Origin of the sequence: Octadecabacter temperatus (assembly GCF_001187845.1) — a bacterium.
In the GTDB taxonomy this organism is placed as follows: domain Bacteria; phylum Pseudomonadota; class Alphaproteobacteria; order Rhodobacterales; family Rhodobacteraceae; genus Octadecabacter; species Octadecabacter temperatus.
Map to the genome: position 1 here is coordinate 1,395,349 of NZ_CP012160.1, position 17,202 is coordinate 1,412,550.

The 17,202-nt window shown below is 54.6% G+C and carries 17 protein-coding genes; 12 read left to right on the forward strand and 5 right to left on the reverse strand.

The genetic code is table 11. The annotated features are described in order from the left end of the window. Nucleotides 1-36 precede the first annotated feature (36 nt). Nucleotides 37-1,038, reverse strand: coding sequence for a GlxA family transcriptional regulator (locus OSB_RS07085; protein ID WP_049834329.1), 1,002 nt, complete (start codon nt 1,036-1,038; stop codon nt 37-39). Nucleotides 1,039-1,224: 186 nt separating this feature from the next. On the opposite strand from OSB_RS07085, the gene OSB_RS07090 reads away from it, so the two are divergent. Continuing rightward, nucleotides 1,225-2,595 (forward strand): class II 3-deoxy-7-phosphoheptulonate synthase, encoded by a 1,371-nt coding sequence (locus OSB_RS07090; RefSeq protein WP_049834330.1) that lies wholly within the window; start codon nt 1,225-1,227, stop codon nt 2,593-2,595. 10 nt (nt 2,596-2,605) lie between these two features. Here the strand turns inward: OSB_RS07090 and OSB_RS07095 are convergent, their stop codons facing one another. After that, nucleotides 2,606-3,283: a PAS domain-containing protein gene (locus OSB_RS07095; RefSeq protein WP_049834331.1), complete on the reverse strand. Its 678-nt coding sequence runs from the start codon at nt 3,281-3,283 to the stop codon at nt 2,606-2,608. Nucleotides 3,284-3,535: 252 nt separating this feature from the next. Here OSB_RS07095 and OSB_RS07100 point away from each other — a divergent pair, with 252 nt between their 5' ends. From OSB_RS07100 to phoB, 11 genes are all read left to right on the forward strand, one after another. Next, nucleotides 3,536-4,435 carry a YicC/YloC family endoribonuclease gene (locus OSB_RS07100; RefSeq protein WP_234967358.1) on the forward strand — a complete coding sequence of 300 codons (900 nt, stop codon included), beginning with the start codon at nt 3,536-3,538 and terminating at the stop codon, nt 4,433-4,435. A gap of 4 nt (nt 4,436-4,439) precedes the next feature. Further along, complete coding sequence (gene gmk / locus OSB_RS07105) at nt 4,440-5,090, forward strand: guanylate kinase (protein WP_049834333.1); 651 nt, start codon at nt 4,440-4,442, stop codon at nt 5,088-5,090. Between the two features lie 12 nt (nt 5,091-5,102). Continuing rightward, on the forward strand, nt 5,103-5,624 hold the full coding sequence (locus OSB_RS07110; protein ID WP_049834334.1) for a gamma carbonic anhydrase family protein: 522 nt from the start codon (nt 5,103-5,105) through the stop codon (nt 5,622-5,624). Beyond that, nucleotides 5,621-6,802, forward strand: a complete 1,182-nt coding sequence (locus tag OSB_RS07115) for a trans-sulfuration enzyme family protein (protein ID WP_049834335.1) — start codon at nt 5,621-5,623, stop codon at nt 6,800-6,802. The genes OSB_RS07110 and OSB_RS07115 overlap by 4 nt, the downstream gene beginning before the upstream one ends. A gap of 3 nt (nt 6,803-6,805) precedes the next feature. Next, nucleotides 6,806-7,864 (forward strand): sensor histidine kinase, encoded by a 1,059-nt coding sequence (locus OSB_RS07120; RefSeq protein WP_049834336.1) that lies wholly within the window; start codon nt 6,806-6,808, stop codon nt 7,862-7,864. A gap of 128 nt (nt 7,865-7,992) precedes the next feature. Further along, nucleotides 7,993-9,030: a PstS family phosphate ABC transporter substrate-binding protein gene (locus OSB_RS07125; protein WP_049834337.1), complete on the forward strand. Its 1,038-nt coding sequence runs from the start codon at nt 7,993-7,995 to the stop codon at nt 9,028-9,030. A 96-nt stretch (nt 9,031-9,126) separates the two neighbouring features. Continuing rightward, nucleotides 9,127-10,608: a phosphate ABC transporter permease subunit PstC gene (gene pstC / locus OSB_RS07130; RefSeq protein WP_049836085.1), complete on the forward strand. Its 1,482-nt coding sequence runs from the start codon at nt 9,127-9,129 to the stop codon at nt 10,606-10,608. Beyond that, nucleotides 10,608-11,915, forward strand: coding sequence for a phosphate ABC transporter permease PstA (gene pstA, locus OSB_RS07135; RefSeq protein ID WP_049834338.1), 1,308 nt, complete (start codon nt 10,608-10,610; stop codon nt 11,913-11,915). The genes pstC and pstA overlap by 1 nt, the downstream gene beginning before the upstream one ends. Before the next feature lie 50 nt (nt 11,916-11,965). Continuing rightward, a complete protein-coding gene (gene pstB, locus OSB_RS07140) occupies nt 11,966-12,727 on the forward strand; it encodes a phosphate ABC transporter ATP-binding protein PstB (protein ID WP_217511911.1) in 762 nt (253 codons plus the stop codon). A 10-nt stretch (nt 12,728-12,737) separates the two neighbouring features. Next, nucleotides 12,738-13,442, forward strand: coding sequence for a phosphate signaling complex protein PhoU (gene phoU / locus OSB_RS07145; protein ID WP_049834340.1), 705 nt, complete (start codon nt 12,738-12,740; stop codon nt 13,440-13,442). 2 nt (nt 13,443-13,444) lie between these two features. Then, a complete protein-coding gene (gene phoB / locus OSB_RS07150) occupies nt 13,445-14,128 on the forward strand; it encodes a phosphate regulon transcriptional regulator PhoB (RefSeq protein ID WP_049834341.1) in 684 nt (227 codons plus the stop codon). 3 nt (nt 14,129-14,131) lie between these two features. Here phoB and OSB_RS07155 read toward each other — a convergent pair whose 3' ends face one another. The 3 genes from OSB_RS07155 to OSB_RS07165 are packed head-to-tail and all read right to left on the reverse strand — an operon-like array spanning nt 14,132 to nt 17,168. Further along, nucleotides 14,132-14,944, reverse strand: coding sequence for an ABC transporter permease (locus OSB_RS07155; protein WP_049834342.1), 813 nt, complete (start codon nt 14,942-14,944; stop codon nt 14,132-14,134). Beyond that, a complete protein-coding gene (locus OSB_RS07160) occupies nt 14,941-16,038 on the reverse strand; it encodes an ABC transporter permease subunit (protein ID WP_234967359.1) in 1,098 nt (365 codons plus the stop codon). Before OSB_RS07160 ends, OSB_RS07155 begins: the two co-directional genes overlap by 4 nt. Beyond that, a complete protein-coding gene (locus OSB_RS07165; protein WP_049834343.1) occupies nt 16,035-17,168 on the reverse strand; it encodes an ABC transporter ATP-binding protein in 1,134 nt (377 codons plus the stop codon). Before OSB_RS07165 ends, OSB_RS07160 begins: the two co-directional genes overlap by 4 nt. Nucleotides 17,169-17,202 lie beyond the last annotated feature (34 nt).

The following is a 17,202-nucleotide window of genomic DNA, read 5'->3' on the forward strand; positions in this document are numbered from 1 at the left end:
CAGATCTCTTCGAAACTTTGCCGAGGGGCGAGTACTTTACACAGATAGACGGGCCGCATGAGAGCCGCGTTCGCGGTATGGAGTTGTGTCATAGTGCGCGCGGTAACACTTGGAGAAGTGGCTTGGCGACGCAAATCCACAGGCGAGTGCGACATTAATCACCGACATATCCGTCTGCATCAACAGGTTACGCGCCTTTTGTAGCCGCAATTCCATGTAGTAGCGTTTTGGAGACCGATTTAGGTAGCGACGAAACAGGCGTTCAAGCTGGCGGGTCGACATGGCAACGTCTTTGGCCAGTATCGACGGGCTGATCGGTTCTTCGATGTTTTGTTCCATTGCCTGAATGACGCGGCTGAGTTTCGGGTGGCGCACGCCGATTCGTGTCGGAATGGACAGACGCTGGGTGTCTTGATCGGTTCGGATCGCGCTGTAAATCTGCTGATCGGCGACCGCATTGGCCAGTTCTTCGCCGCATTGGTCCGCGAGAATCTGTAGAAACAAGTCAATCGAGGAGGTACCACCAGCGGTCGTCCAACGGTTTCCGTCTTTGACGAATACGGACTTTGTCAGTTCAACCTCAAGGAATTCTTCGGAAAAGCTATCGTTGTTTTCCCAGTGGATCGTCGCACGTTTTCCATCCAGCAATCCGGCTTTTGCCATTGTATAAGCTGCAGTGCACAACCCACCGATAATCAGACCACGACGGGCTTCACGGCGCAGCCAATTCAGAACCTTCTTGGTGGTTGCGATCTGAATGTCGCCGCCACCGCACAGAATGACAGTGTCATCGCGGTGCAGTTCATCAAGATCGCCATCCAACTGAAATGTCGTGCCTGTCGAGCAGGAGACGCTTTCTCCACCTTCGCCCACCAAACGCCAGCTATATAGCTCTTGCCCAGCCATACGGTTGGCCAGACGCAAACAATCAACGGCTGCCGCAAAGGACAGTAACGTAAATTCGTTCAATAAGACAAAGACGAAACGGCGCGGTGTATTGCGTGAGACGTCGATGTCGATGGTGTTTTGACGTTGCATGGCAGGTTCGCATCTATAAATCTGATACCCAGCCTCACCACCTTTCTGCACCTCGATCAAGACAATTAAACACCGTTTGCAAGAAAAACAGGCGTCTTTGCCATTGGACCTTATCCACAGGAAGGCTATATGCAGGTCTGATATCGCTAACGCGCCCATTTTGGGCGCCAAACTCGGAGCAAGAAAATGACGGACTGGAAAAAATCTGACTGGCGCAACAAGCCGCGGGTACAGATGCCTGACTATACCGACGCTGCGGCCTTGGCCGCTGTTGAGGAAAAGCTCAGCTCCTATCCACCGCTCGTGTTTGCGGGTGAAGCCCGTCGTTTGCGTGACCACCTTGCGGCCGTTAGCCGTGGTGAAGCGTTTTTGTTGCAGGGCGGCGATTGCGCCGAGAGCTTTGCGGCGTTTAACGCTGATCAAATCCGCGACACGTTCAAAGTGATGTTGCAGATGGCGATGGTGCTGACATACGGCGCCAAAGTTCCTGTTGTTAAGGTGGGTCGCATGGCGGGGCAGTTCGCCAAGCCGCGTTCGGCAAACACCGAAACAGTCGATGGTGTGGAGCTGCCGAGCTACCGCGGTGACATCATCAATGATCTGGACTTCACACCAGAAGCCCGCATTCCGAACCCTGAAAAGATGTTGCAGGCCTACACACAGGCCGCTGGTACGTTGAACCTGTTGCGCGCATTTTCCAGCGGTGGTTACGCGGATGTGCATCAAGTGCATGGCTGGAACCTTGCGTTCACAGCCAAGCCTGAAGCCGAAAAGTACCGTGAAATGGCGGAGCGCATTGGCGATACGCTTGATTTCATGAAAGCGGCTGGCCTGTCCACGGATACAAACCACGAGCTGCAAACAGTTGAGTTCTACACCTCCCATGAGGCGTTGTTGCTTGAGTATGAAGAGGCGCTCACACGTTTGGATTCAACATCCGGCAAGTGGCTGGCGGGGTCTGGTCACATGGTTTGGATCGGCGATCGCACACGCTCACCTGATGGTGCCCATGTTGAGTTCTGCGCAGGTGTGCAAAACCCAATTGGTTTGAAGTGCGGCCCGACAATGACATCTGGCCACCTTAAGGCATTGATGGCGAAGCTGAACCCGAACAACGAAGAGGGCCGTTTGTCCCTGATCGCACGTTTTGGTGCAGGCACTGTGGGCGAACACCTGCCGCGTCTTATCAAAGCTGTTGAAGAAGAAGGCGCCAAGGTTACTTGGGTTTGCGATCCAATGCACGGCAACACGATCAAATCGTCCACGGGTTACAAAACCCGTCCGTTCGAGTCCGTACTGCGCGAAGTTCGTGAATTCTTTGGCGTACATAACGCCGAAGGCACAATCCCAGGTGGTGTTCACTTTGAGATGACAGGCGCTGACGTGACTGAATGTACCGGTGGCGTACGTGCTGTTACAGACGAGGATCTGTCTGATCGCTACCACACAGCCTGTGACCCACGCTTGAACGCGTCCCAGTCACTTGAACTGGCGTTCTTGGTCGGCGAAGAGCTGTCTGCTCGTCGTGAAAAAGTTTTGGCGGCACAGTCAGCCTAAGCAAACGCGCTTAGACGTTTGAAACAACAAGGCGGAGGGCAGGTTTGTCCTCCGCTTTTTCGTGGTCGGGAACCCGAAACGTCGGAAAACGCGTTTCTGTCACGCCGCCATCTATTGAGCGCAGCCCAACAACAGCGTCCGTCCGGACAGCAGTTTCAGAACAGATTGCAAACCGGCGACCGCCAAGCCCCCGTCGACCGCTCATGACCAAAACTCCTAGAATTCGGCTGACGCGACCATGATTGTCACGCAGTGGTAAAAGCAGGATCTTACCTTGAAGTTTAGGCTGACCGACTGCGCGTGGACCGACGAGGGGGATTTCAACAACGCTTGGCGTTGCAAAGGCTGTCTCTAGGTGGTTGGCAATGTCCGCGCGTGCCTCTGGAAGCATGAGACTGGTTAACGGAAGCCCACGTGGTTCAACACCGATCAACTTTGAGATGTTTCGCCCCGCAACGCGAATGCGCGCGACACCGGGCGCTACGCGCTCAAGTATAAAAGTGTCTTCAAGCAAACCACCCAGCGCAACAGGATCAACGTTTTGGCGACTTGGAATGCCGTTCATACGCGGCAGTGAGGCCCAGTAGCTTTCGAGCTCTTTCAATGCGGTCGGATTTGTCATGATAACGTCCTGCGCTTGGGAAACGTCTTTGGCGCGTACCTTATAGGGGTCAAATGTCATGCTCATGTGGAACGTCTTTCAGTGTTGAAACCCGTCCTGACTGGTTAGGAACGGTTTTAAGTATGCACCACTGTTTTGACCGATTTTGGTTCAAATTGCTCTTAACAAAGTCTTAACAGGTTAATGTGCGCGCTGGTTCGCTCAGCGCGTACTGCTACGGCTCAAGCGACAATGGCGCGGTTCGCACCCTTGCTCTGGCGGCGTGTTTGCCTTTAGGTGCAAGAGCATAAGCAACGCGTCTAACTGGGGAAATTATCTGTGATCCGATCAATGACGGCTTTCGCCACGCAGCAAGGAAATTCAGCCAGCGATGCAGGCGAAACCACATGGGTTTGGGATGTGCGTAGTGTGAACGGGCGCGGTCTGGATGTGAAAATTCGCCTGCCGGAAGGAACACCCGGCCTTGAAGCGGCAGTGCGGAGCGCGACAGCAGAACACGTAACCCGCGGCAACGTGACGATCGGGCTTCGATTGCAGCGCGCGCAAGCTGAAGGGGCTTTGCAGATTGACCCTGCGCGGATGGATTTAATCCTTGAAGCGCTCGACACGGTGCAGGACCGTGCATTTGATAAGGGCGTGACGCTTGGTCAGCCGACTGCGGCCGATGTTTTGGCGCAGCGCGGTGTCTTGGTGAACGGGCAGGCGGCGGATAGTGCTGATCTGTTGGAGCCGCTCAGTGCAGACCTGCACGTGGCGCTTGGTGCTTTGAAAGATATGCGTGAAGCCGAAGGTGCCGCGCTGCTGGCCGTGTTGACAGAACAAGTTGATCAAATCGAAGAGCTGACGACGCAGTCTGTAAGTGCCGCTAAGGATCGGACTGAAGCTGTCAAAACCCAATTGGCCGATGCGCTTGCACGGGTGATGGATAGCGCAACCGGAGCTGACCCTGATCGCGTCGCACAAGAGCTGGCGCTGCTTGCGGTGAAGTCCGACATTACTGAGGAAATCGACAGGTTGGGCGCACATATCAAAGCGGCGCGCGATTTGCTGGCGCAGGGCAGTCCGGTTGGTCGTAAGCTTGATTTTTTGACGCAGGAATTTAACCGCGAGGCCAATACGCTGTGTTCCAAGGCGCAGGATGTCGCGCTGACCCAGATCGGCCTTGCGCTGAAGGCGGTCATCGACCAAATGCGCGAACAAGTACAAAACGTGGAGTGATACAATGCAACGTCGTGGTCTATTGATTATTCTGTCTTCGCCGTCCGGCGCTGGAAAATCCACTCATTCCAAACGGTTACGCGCATGGGATCCGACGATCGAATTCTCGGTGTCCGCAACGACGCGAAATCCGCGTGAAGGTGAAGTAGACGGGCAGGACTACCATTTCCGCACGGAAGATGAATTCCGTCACCTCGTCGCGGATGGTGAAATGCTTGAGCACGCCCATGTTTTCGGGAACTTTTATGGATCACCAAAGGGCCCGGTTAAGGCGTCAATCGATGCGGGCTGTGACGTATTGTTTGATGTGGACTGGCAAGGCGCTGAGCAAATCAAGGACTCCTCTCTTGGCCAGCACGTCCTAAGCGTTTTCTTTCTGCCACCCTCGATCACAGAACTGCGCCGCCGACTGGAATCACGTGGGCAGGACGACAAAGAGACAATCGACAAACGTATGATGCAAAGCTGGGATGAGATCAGCCATTGGCGGTCTTACGACTATGTGTTGATCAACGACGATCTGGACGCCACGGAAGCACAGCTGCGCACCATCGTTGAAGGTGAACGCCAGCGACGGGATCAACAACCTGATTTGGCGGACCACGTAAGATTGTTACATGACGAGTTTACAGACGGCTTAAAGAAGGGCCGATAAACGGAGTTTACAATGCTTTACGAATTGGACGGCGTATCGCCGGAAGTTCATAAGGGCGCGTGGATCGCACCCGGAACGCATCTGATCGGAAAGGTCAGCATCGCTGATTTGGCGTCCGTTTGGTTTGGCTCCACCCTGCGTGGTGACAACGAGCTGATCAGTGTCGGCCAAGGATCTAACGTTCAAGAAAACAGCGTCCTTCATACAGACATGGGCTTTCCGCTGACTATCGGCAGTAACTGCACCATCGGTCACAAGGCGATGCTGCACGGGTGTACCATTGGCGACAATTCCCTGATCGGAATGGGCGCGACGGTGTTGAATGGCGCTGTGATTGGCAAAAACTGCCTGATCGGGGCAGGGGCGTTGATCACCGAAGGCAAAGTGATACCTGACGGATCGCTTGTTATGGGCATTGGCAAAATCGTGCGCGAATTGGACGATAAAGCGATAAACGGCCTCACGCTATCAGCACTTGGATACCAACAAAATGCGGCACGGTTCCGCAAAGGTCTAAAAGAGATTCAATCATGAGCGATACACCCAAATCCCTATCCCGCCGTCCTGAATGGCCGACAAGCGTATCACGCCCCGTCGCGACGCCGCTTCAGCCAACAGTCGTCTATTCTTCACCGGACCCAAGTTCGCTTGATCAACAATATGCGGACGGCAGCGGGTTCACCTATGCCCGTGAAGGCCACCCGAACGCAACGGTTCTGGCGCAAAAAATCGACATGCTCGAAGGTGTTACAGGCGGTATTGTGAACGGGTCCGGCATGGCGGCTGTGTCGGCGGTATTTCTGGGCATTCTGAAAGCTGGCGATCATGTCATTGGCGCGGATCAGCTGTACGGGCGTACTCTGCGGATGATGACGCAGGATTTGCCACGCTTTGGTGTGGAAACCACGTTGGCTGACCCAACCGACGCGGCCTCCTTTGAGGCTGCGATCAAACCGAACACACGGATGATGGTTGTTGAAGTGGTTTCGAACCCGACGATCCGGATTGCCGACATGGAAGGCATCGCCAAAATCGCCAATGAGCGCGGTATTCTGTTGGTGGTCGACAACACCTTTACCACGCCGCGCAGCTATCTACCGTTTGAAAACGGCGCGGATATCGTTCTGCATTCGGTCACCAAGCTGCTTGCGGGCCATGCAGATGCGACGCTGGGTTATGTGGTCGCCAAAGACCCTGAATTGATGGAACAAATCTACATCGCCAACACGACCTTTGGCTTTACGGCGAGCCCGTTTGATTGTTGGCTTGCCGAACGTGGCTTGCAGACGTTTGATCTGCGCTATGACCGCGCTGAGGCAACGGCGATTGAACTGGCTGCGGCGTTGGCCGATGTGAAAGGCGTGAAACGCGTCATTCATCCCAGCCGCGCTGATCACCCTGATCACAACCGTGGCCTTCAAATTCTGGGGGACCGTCCCGGCAATATGCTTAGCTTTGAAGTTGAAGGCGGGCGTGCCGCCGCAGACGCGTTGACCCGCGCTGCACCCGAATTGCCGTTCGCTCCGACCTTGGGGGATGTGGGGACGACCCTCAGCCACCCAGCGTCATCATCCCACCGCGCTCTGACACCTGAAGCGCGTGCAGACCTTGGCATGTCGGAAGGGTTCTTTCGGGTCTCGGTCGGGCTTGAGGAGCCGAAGTTGCTGATTGAAGAGATCAGCAATGCCATCGCCGAAAGCCAAAAAGCCTAAAGTATGTCTGACGCCAAATCCCTGATCCTTGCTCTGCCACACCCCACCATTCTGGTCGGGCAGGATGAACGGATCATTGGAATTAACGAACCGGCCAAGCAGTTGGTTGGGATGGACTGTGAGGGGATGCCTTATATCACCGCGCTGCGCCAACCCGCGTTGCTAGATGCGGTAGAGGCCACTTTGAAGGACCACGCAGCGCGCACCACGACCTATCTTGGCAATGACGGTGTGCAAGGCACCACGTTTGAGGTTTCGGTGCGCTGCGCCGAAGTTTCCAGTGGCCTAGCTGTGGTCTTGTCCTACCAAGACCTCACAGCGCTTGAGCAAGCCGAGGACATGCGCCGCGATTTTGTCGCTAATGTCAGCCATGAAATGCGAACACCGCTTACATCGCTGCAAGGGTTTATCGAAACGCTTCGTGGCCCCGCCAAGAACGACCCCGCCGCAATTGAGCGTTTTCTAGGGATCATGGATCAAGAAGCAGGGCGCATGCACCGATTGGTTGAGGATCTGTTGTCGCTCAGCCGCGTTGAAAGCGATGTTCGCGTACGACCCACCACCGAGGTCCACTTGCAAAGGCTGGTCAACGAGGTCCTTGCCGCCCTAACGCCCGTCGCCGCTGCGAAGACGGTGACCCTTGTGCCGGAATTGCCAGAGGAAGACATCGAAATCGTCGGAGACCGTGAACAGCTTTGGCAGGTTTTCAGCAATCTCATTGAAAACGCTATCAAATATGGCGTTGAGGGTGGTGAAGTCAAAATTTCAATGACGGGTCCCGAACATGAGCGCGCGATCATGCGAGACGGTGTGCAAATCACTGTGCGCGACAATGGAATCGGAATCCCAAGCCATGCCATCGCACGGCTCACAGAACGGTTTTACCGTGTAGATAGTCACAGAAGTCGCGAAGTCGGGGGAACGGGGCTTGGATTGGCCATCGTAAAACACATTATTAACCGTCACAGAGGGCGGCTGCGCATTTCTAGCGTAATTGGCGAAGGCTCTGAATTTAAAGTAATTTTGCCCGTCGAGCGCAGACCGGCATCGCAACAAAGTTAACGTTGTTTAACGCTGTCATATTACTTTTACATTACTGTCACAAAAGCTTTGTGGGGACACCGTAGTTCGTGCCTCAACGCCCCTCGGTTCGCGATGGGCGAGAGATGATGACAAACGTAGGAGTTACAATGTCCGTTCTCAAATTGACTGCCTCAACGCTCGCGATCGCTGCGATCTCAGCAACATCCGCAACAGCACGTGAAAACGTCCAGATCGCTGGCTCGTCCACAGTGCTTCCATATGCATCCATCGTTGCTGAAGCATTCGGCGACAACACAGATTTCCCGACACCAGTTGTTGAATCCGGTGGCTCTTCCGCTGGCCTTAAGCGCTTCTGTGAAGGCGTTGGCGAAAACACAATCGACATCGCAAACTCTTCCCGTCCAATCCGTGACAGCGACATTGAGCTTTGCTTAGAAAACGGCGTGACTGACATCATCGAAGTTCGCATCGGTTATGACGGCATCGTGTTTGCATCCCAGATCGACGGCCCTGCTTACACAGCGTTTGAACCTGCTGACATCTTCAACGCACTTGGCGCGACTGTACTGGTAGACGGCGAAGTTGTCGCGAACCCGCACACACAGTGGGCTGACTTCAACGCTGATCTGCCAGCTGACGACATCGTAGCCTTCATCCCGGGTACAAAGCACGGCACACGTGAAGTGTTCGAAGACAAAGTCCTGATGGTTGGTTGTGAAACAACTGGCGCATTTGACGCTATGATGGCTGCTGGCATGTCCGAAGACGACGCTGAAGATGCATGCATCGAAGTGCGCGGCAACGGCATCACAGTCGACATCGACGGTGACTACACAGAAACACTTGCTCGTATCGAAGCAAACCCGAACGGTATCGGTGTATTTGGTCTGGCGTTCTACGAGAACAACACAGACAGCCTGAAAGTTGCGACAATGGGTGGCGTTGAGCCAACCACTGGAACAATCGCGGCAGGTGACTACCCAGTATCCCGCCCATTGTTCTTCTTCATCAAGCAGGCGCACATCGGTGTGATCCCTGGTGTGAAAGAATTCGCTCAGTTCTTCATCGCTGACGAAATCGCTGGCCCAGATGGTCCACTTGCACAGTACGGACTTGTGTCCGACCCTGAGCTTGCTGCAACGCAGGCCGCTGTTGAAGCAGAAGAAACACTGGACGTTAACTAAAACGTCCTTATGACCTCTCGGGTGGCCCAACATCGGGCCACCTGAACAAACTTTGGGGCCGAAAGGCCACGCTTGCTGCTTGGGGGCACAACCGAAATGTCATTGCTGCTAACTGTCAACTTGGTGCTCGCGCTTTGCGTCATTGGCTACATATTGGGGACGCGTCGCGCGCTGGGTTCAGCGGATGGCGATCAGAGGTTGCTCCACTCCCTAAAAGGATATTACGGCCAGAACGTTGCACTTAGTGTTCTTGTACCGTCCGCGATTTTGCTGGCGATCTGGCTGATCGCGCAACCGCTTTTGATTAATCAATCCGTTGCTGGTCTGATTGCGGAACAAGACATCGCTGAAGGCGCGTCGAGCTCACTTATTATTCAAGATATGCGCCGCGTTGCTGACGGTCTGGATGTTGTCGTTCACGAAGGGGTTTTGGCCGACGCTGAGATCGCGGCACTTAACGCTGACACCACAAACGTTCGCGACTTGCTGGGCGATGTTGGCGTCGCGGTTGGCTCTGAGATCACACAACAGACTTTGGACGGCGCACGTCATTACCGCACGTTAGCGCAGACCGGAAACTTATGGCGCGGTTTTGCGGTGCTTGCCGTAGCGCTTGCCGGTTTTGTGTTTGCTTTGCAGCGCACCCACAAAGATTTCCGCGCCCGCAACGTCGTTGAACGCGGTGTTTTGGTTCTGCTGTTTAGCGCGGCCTCTGTCGCGGTTCTAACAACAGTCGGCATCGTGTTGAGCCTGATCTTCAATACCATCAATTTCTTTGACGCGTTTCCCGCCGCCGACTTCTTCTTCGGCACCCGTTGGGAGCCGAGCTTTTCTGGGCGCGGCGGCGCATCGGACCTTGGGTTCTTGCCGCTGATCTGGGGCACCCTGTACATCTCGATCATCTCTTTGATCGTTGCCGTTCCGCTGGGCCTGTTTTCCGCGATTTACCTGTCTGAATATGCGTCTGACCGTGTACGCGCAGTTGCCAAGCCGATGTTGGAAATCCTCGCAGGGATCCCGACCATTGTTTACGGGTTGTTCGCGCTGCTTACGGTTGGGCCGCTCTTGGTCAGTGCCTTTGGCAGCGGTGGTTTGTTCGGGGTGAACTGGATGTCGGGGGGAACTGCTGCGATCACTGCGGGTTCTGTCATGGGCATCATGTTGATCCCGTTCGTGTCCTCGTTGTCTGACGACATCATCAATGCCGTCCCACAAGCAATGCGCGACGGGTCTTACGGGCTTGGTGCGACCCAATCTGAAACCATTCGTCAAGTGATCCTGCCCGCAGCCTTACCAGGCATCGTCGGTGCGATCCTTCTCGCCACGTCGCGGGCAATTGGTGAAACCATGATCGTGGTTCTTGGGGCAGGGGCTGCGGCCAGCCTGTCGCTCAACCCGTTCGAAGCTATGACAACCGTGACCGCCAAAATCGTCAGCCAGCTGACCGGTGACGGTGAGTTTAACAGCCCAGAAACGATGGTGGCTTTCGCGCTCGGGATGACCTTGTTTGTCATCACCCTGTGTTTGAACGTCTTCGCGCTTTATATCGTGCGCAAGTACCGGGAGCAGTACGACTGATGACTGACACATCCAAATTCACATCGTTGAAGGTGCAAGATCCGCGCACCAAGAAACGCAACGCCGCTGAAAAACGGTTCCGTGCCTATGGTATCGTCGCGATTGCGATTGGCGGGCTTTTCTTGGCCGCGCTGACATTCACGATCGTAAAGTCCGGCCTTCCAGCTTTCACGCAATATGTGATGAAGCTGGAAGTCACGCTGAGCCAAGAACAGTTTGATGACGCCGAAAGCCAGCTGTTGAAGACAGCCGTTTATCGCGACATCTTTATCGATAACTTCTCTGAGCAACTGGACACCAACGGCGTTGAGGTTGAATACGACGCCGCTGCGCTAGAACGCTTGCTTGGCAAAGTTGGTGGCGATATCCGCGCCCATTACCGCGAAAACCCCAGCGACATTGGCCAACCGACCACATTTCAGCTTCAACTGTCATCACGGGTTGAAGGCTACTTTCGCGGACGTGTGACACGCGACACGTTGGTCGACAGCCGCTTCCTTGAGAAAGCAGACCTCGATATCGTTGACGTGCTGCGCGATGCCGGTTTGATGACAGGGCGTTTCAACTGGGCGTTCCTGACCGGCAAGGACTCTGGCGTGGATAACCCAGGTGGAGCGGGGATCGGGGCCTCTGTGATTGGCTCGTTCTTTATGATGTTGGTGGTTCTCTTCCTAAGCCTGCCAATCGGTGTCGCCGCGTCGATCTACCTTGAAGAATTCGCACCAAAGAACCGTTTCACAGACTTGGTTGAGGTCAATATCTCTAACCTCGCGGCGGTGCCATCCATCGTGTTTGGTATCTTGGGCCTGTCTGTCTTCATTCAGTACATGCACCTCCCGCAATCCGCGCCACTGGTCGGGGGCTTGGTTCTGACGTTGATGACATTGCCAACGATCATCATCTCGACCCGTGCATCCCTGAAGTCCGTGCCGCCCTCCATCCGCGACGCGGCACTGGGCATCGGCGCATCCAAAATGCAATCCGTAACCCACCATGTGCTACCACTGGCGATGCCGGGCATCCTGACGGGGACAATCATCGGCCTTGCGCAGGCTTTGGGCGAAACCGCACCACTGCTATTAATCGGGATGGTCGGGTTTGTTGCACGCGAATACCCAGACGGTATCGCATCCGGTTTCTTGGACCCGAATTCGGCCATGCCCGCCCAAATTTACACATGGGCCGCACGTGCTGACGTAGGCTTTTATGAGAAAGCATGGGGCGGGATTATCGTGCTGCTGGTGTTCTTGTTGTTGATGAACGCCATCGCCATCTTACTGCGCAAAAAATTCGAGCGTCGGTGGTAGATATGAAAGATACGAACGTGACAGATACGAACGTGAAGGACACGGACCTAATGACCGACTACAAAATCTCTGCCAAAGGTGTGCAGGTCTATTATGGCGACAACCACGCCATCAAGGACGTGAATGTCGACATCGACGACAAGACTGTGACCGCGTTCATTGGCCCGTCTGGCTGTGGCAAGTCTACGTTCTTGCGATGCCTGAACCGGATGAACGACACGATTGATATCTGCCGCGTTGAGGGCGACATTCTGCTTGATGGCGAAGACATCTATGATCCCGCCGTTGACCCTGTGCAGCTTCGCGCCAAGGTCGGGATGGTGTTTCAAAAACCAAACCCGTTCCCGAAATCGATCTATGACAACGTGGCTTACGGTCCGAAAATCCACGGTTTGGCCCGTAACAAGGCCGAGCTTGATGAGATCGTTGAGCAATCCTTGTGCAAAGCGGCGCTTTGGACGGAAGCGAAAGATCGCCTTCATTCACCAGGGACTGGACTGTCCGGCGGCCAACAGCAACGCCTGTGTATCGCGCGCGCGATTGCCACGGCCCCAGAAGTCTTGCTGATGGATGAACCCTGTTCTGCGCTTGACCCAATCGCCACGGCCCAAGTCGAAGAACTGATCGACGAGTTGCGCCAAAGCTTTAGCGTTGTGATCGTGACCCACTCGATGCAGCAAGCCGCGCGTGTGAGCCAGAAAACAGCCTTCTTCCACCTCGGCAATCTGGTTGAATTCGACGAAACGGATAAGATTTTCACCAACCCCGAAGATCCACGCACAGAGAGCTATATCTCTGGTCGGATCGGGTAAGGAGAGCGACATGAACGAACATATTTCATCTGCGTACGACCGCGATCTTGAGCAAATTCAAACGCTTATCATGAAGATGGGTGGCATGGTTGAACATGCCATCCTTGAGAGCGCAAAGGCGCTTGAGGTGCGTGATATTGAGCGTGCCGAAGTGGTGCGAAAGGATGACAAGGCAATTGATGCCCTTGAAGAACAGATCAACGAAGCTGCGGCACGCACGATTGCGTTGCGCGCGCCCGTTTCCAAAGATTTGCGCACATTGCTGTCCGTTTTGAAGCTGTCCGCGTCGCTGGAACGAGTCGGGGACTACGCCAAGAACATCGCCAAACGTACACCGATCCTTGCCGATCTAAAGCCGATCAGCGGTGCTGACTCAGCGCTGCGCCGCATGTCCAAAGAAGTGCAATCCATGCTGGGTGACGCGCTGGATGCTTACGTTCGCAACGATGTTGAACTGGCCGAAAGCGTGCGCCAACGCGATCTGGACGTGGATCAGATGTACAACGCGCTGTTCCGCGAATTCCTGACGTTCATGATGGAAGACCCGCGCAACATTTCCGCCTGTATGCATATGCATTTCATCGCCAAGAACGTTGAACGCATGGGTGATCTGGTCACTAATATGGCTGAGCAGGTGATCTACATGGTCAAAGGCGAAATGCCCGAAGACGAACGTCCAAAAATGAGCAGCACAATCGCGGCAGAAGAGATCTAACCATGTCGCAGCCTCATGTCCTCATTGTCGAAGACGAACCTGCACAGCGCGAAGTTCTTAGCTATAACCTAAGTGCTGAGGGTTACCGCGTCAGCACTGCGGCCGATGGTGAGCAAGGGCTTTTGGCGGTTGAAGAAGACGCGCCTGATATGATCGTGTTGGATTGGATGCTGCCCCATATATCGGGCATCGAAATCTGCCGGCAGCTCAAGTCTCGAAGTGATACGCGCAACATTCCGATCATCATGCTGTCTGCACGATCCGAAGAAGTCGACAAGGTACGCGGCCTTGAAACTGGCGCAGATGATTATGTGGTCAAACCTTACACTGTCGCCGAGCTCATGGCACGCGTGCGCACCCAGTTACGCCGCGTTCGCCCCAGCACTGTAGGTCAGGTTCTAGAGTTTGAGGACATCACGCTAGACAGTGAAACCCACCGCGTTATGCGGAGCGAGGCTGAACTCAAACTCGGCCCGACTGAATTTCGTCTACTGGCGACATTTATGGAAAACCCAGGCCGTGTCTGGAGCCGCGACTTGCTGTTGGATCGTGTTTGGGGGCGTGACATCTACGTTGATACGCGCACTGTTGATGTTCACATCGGACGACTTCGCAAAATCCTAACGAGCAATGGTGGAGCGGACCCTGTACGCACCGTGCGCGGCGCAGGCTATGCGCTAGGCTAACACTTACTGTTCAGCTTTCCGTTCATCCGCTTTCGCCTTGATCGCCATACTGCGCGACACAAGCGAGGCGGATATCACTCCAACCGTTACCAGCAAGATCATAATCGTCGATAGCGCGTTTATCTCTGGCGTCACGCCAAGGCGCACGGCGCTGAAAATCTTGATCGGTAATGTGGTTGATGACGGGCCAGAGGTGAATGTTGCAATCACCAGATCATCCAACGACAGCGTAAACGCCAGCAGCCAGCCTGAAATCACCGCAGGGAAGATGATCGGCAGCGTAACAGAGCGGAACGCATCGAACGGCGTACACCCAAGATCGAGCGCTGCTTCCTCTAAGGCATTGTCAAAGCTCACCAGACGCGATGTGACAACGACCGAGACATAGCACATTGCAAACGTCGTGTGGGCCAGCACGATCGTCAAGATTCCGCGGTTCACGTCAACAGCGATGAAAAACAACAGCAAAGATAGACCAGTGATGACTTCGGGCATCACGAGCGGGGCGTAGATCATGCCGCTGAACAATCCGCGCCCGCGAAAACGCCCTGCGCGAACCATGATGTAGGCCGCCATAGTGCCAAGGATTGTGGCCAAGGAAGACGACCAGAACGCCACTTTGATCGTAACCCACGCGGCATCAAGAAATGCCTCGTTTTGCATCAGCTCTCCGTACCATTTGGTGGAAAAGCCGGCCCAAACCGTGACCAAACGAGACTCGTTAAAGCTGTAGATGATCAACATCAGCATCGGCAGGTAAAGGAACGCAAACCCGAATGTCAGGGATGTGGCGTTGAACCAAGAAAACCGTCTCATTGTTCCGCCTCCTCTTGGTTGCGCTGGAACAACACGATGGGAATGATCAGGATCAACAGTAAGATCACAGCAACGGCCGAGGCCACAGGCCAGTCGCGGTTGTTAAAAAACTCTTCCCACAGGACCTTACCGATCATTACCGTGTTTGACCCGCCCAGCAGGGACGGGATCACGAATTCACCGAGTGTTGGGATGAACACAAGGAAGCAGCCCGCGATGACACCAGGTTTGGACAGGGGGGCCGTGACCAGCCAAAAGGCGGATAACGCCGAACACCCGAGGTCCTCTGCTGCTTCCACAAGACTGTCGTCCATCTTTTCAAGGGCCGCATAAATTGGCAGCACCATGAAGGGCAAGTAGGTGTAAACGATGCCGATGTAGACGGCGACGGGCGTGTTCAAAATCGCCAAGGGCTCGCCGATGATACCCACCCCAAGCAGGAATTGGTTGAGGTATCCTTCGGTGCTGAGAATGCCGATCCATGCATAGACGCGAATTAGAAAACTGGTCCAGAACGGTAGGATCACCAGCATCAATAACGTGGGTCGCCAATGCTCGGCTGCGCGCGCCATAGCGTATGCAATCGGGTAGCCAATAAGAAGCGTCAGGAACGTCGAAATGATCGCAATTTTCAGGGACGAAAGATAGGCCGCGAAGTATAGAAAATCGGGGATATCAACGAAAGCTTTGAGGACAGGGAACAGAAAACTGAGAAGCGCGGCGATCAATGCGACATTGACCAGAGCCACAGCCAAAGTCGCCAAAGCGGCCACAGCACTATAAAATATGCCATGTTTGTCCTCTGGGATTAGGGCGCGAAGCACCCAAGGATAGACAATTTGGAACATGGCGATGGAAAGCACGATTCCAACGAACAGCGCGAAGACGGCTCCTGCGCCGATGAATGCATAGTTCTCGAGGTCCAATCCTGACAGCATTTGCCAGAAGCCGTCCTTCAAAGTCGGTGTATAGGGTGGGATCGCCACGGCAGGGTCTGAAACGGAGATTTTTAACACGATGCCAAACGGCACAAGGAAGAAAATCAGCAACCACGTGTACGGGATTGAGATCAAAAGGAGGCGGCGAAACTTCATTCTGTAAGCACGACACCAGCGGTGTCTGTCCAGCTGAGGTAGACCTCATCCTCCCACGTGAACGAGCGCCGAGACAGGCGCTGCGAATTGGTGGTCTGGGCCTTGAAGATCACCCCGGCGGCGATCTCAACGTGATAGGTCGAAATATTGCCGAGGTACGCAATGTCGAGGATTGTGCCTTTAACCACATTCGCAGCCTTCGGCTTGGTTGCCGAGATCGACACCTTTTCGGGGCGGATCGCAAAGTGACAGTTTGACCCAGCGGGCAGGGGCGTTTGCGTGGTGATGTGAATGGCGGGCTGTTGATCGCCCCAATGCACATCCATGCCACCTTGCGCGACCGCCGATGTGCCTTCGATAATGTTCACGTCCCCGATGAAATCCGCGACATAGGTGGAATTGGGAGCTTCGTAAATCTGATCCGGCGTCGAGACCTGCGCCAGTTTGCCTTCGGTCATCACAGCGACCCGTGATGCAACAGTCATGGCTTCTTCTTGGTCGTGTGTGACGATCACAAAAGTGGTGCCAGTGGTTTCTTGAATGTCCATCAACTCAAACTGGGTTTCGTTTCGTAGCTTTTTGTCCAGCGCGCCGAGGGGTTCATCCAACAGCAATAGTTTTGGCGCTTTAGCGAGCGCACGGGCAAGAGCCACGCGTTGGCGTTGACCACCGGATATCTGGTGCGGTTTGCGTTTGGCGAATTTGCTCAGCTGTGTCAGCTTCAGCATCTTTTCAACGCGGTCGCCAATCTGGTCTTTGGGCATGTTTGACCGCTTTAGCCCAAACGCGATGTTGTCCCACACGGATAGGTGCGGAAACAGCGCGTATGATTGAAACATCATGTTCACAGGGCGCTCGTTCGGGGGAACGGGGCCGATGTCGACACCGTCGAGCAGTATCGTACCTTCAGTAGGTGTTTCAAATCCGCCGAGCATGCGCATCAACGTGGTTTTTCCGCATCCCGAAGGGCCGAGCAGCGCAAAGAATTCTTGTGGGTAGATATCAAGTGAGAGGTTGTCGATAGCTGTGAAATCGCCAAACCGTTTGGTGACATTCTTGAATTGGATGAGAGGCTTCTCACTCGCATCTTCCCAAGGAGCGAAGACTGGTTTTGGATCAGGTTGCGCCATTATTCATCCTCAAAATCGGAATTCCCTCGCGCAA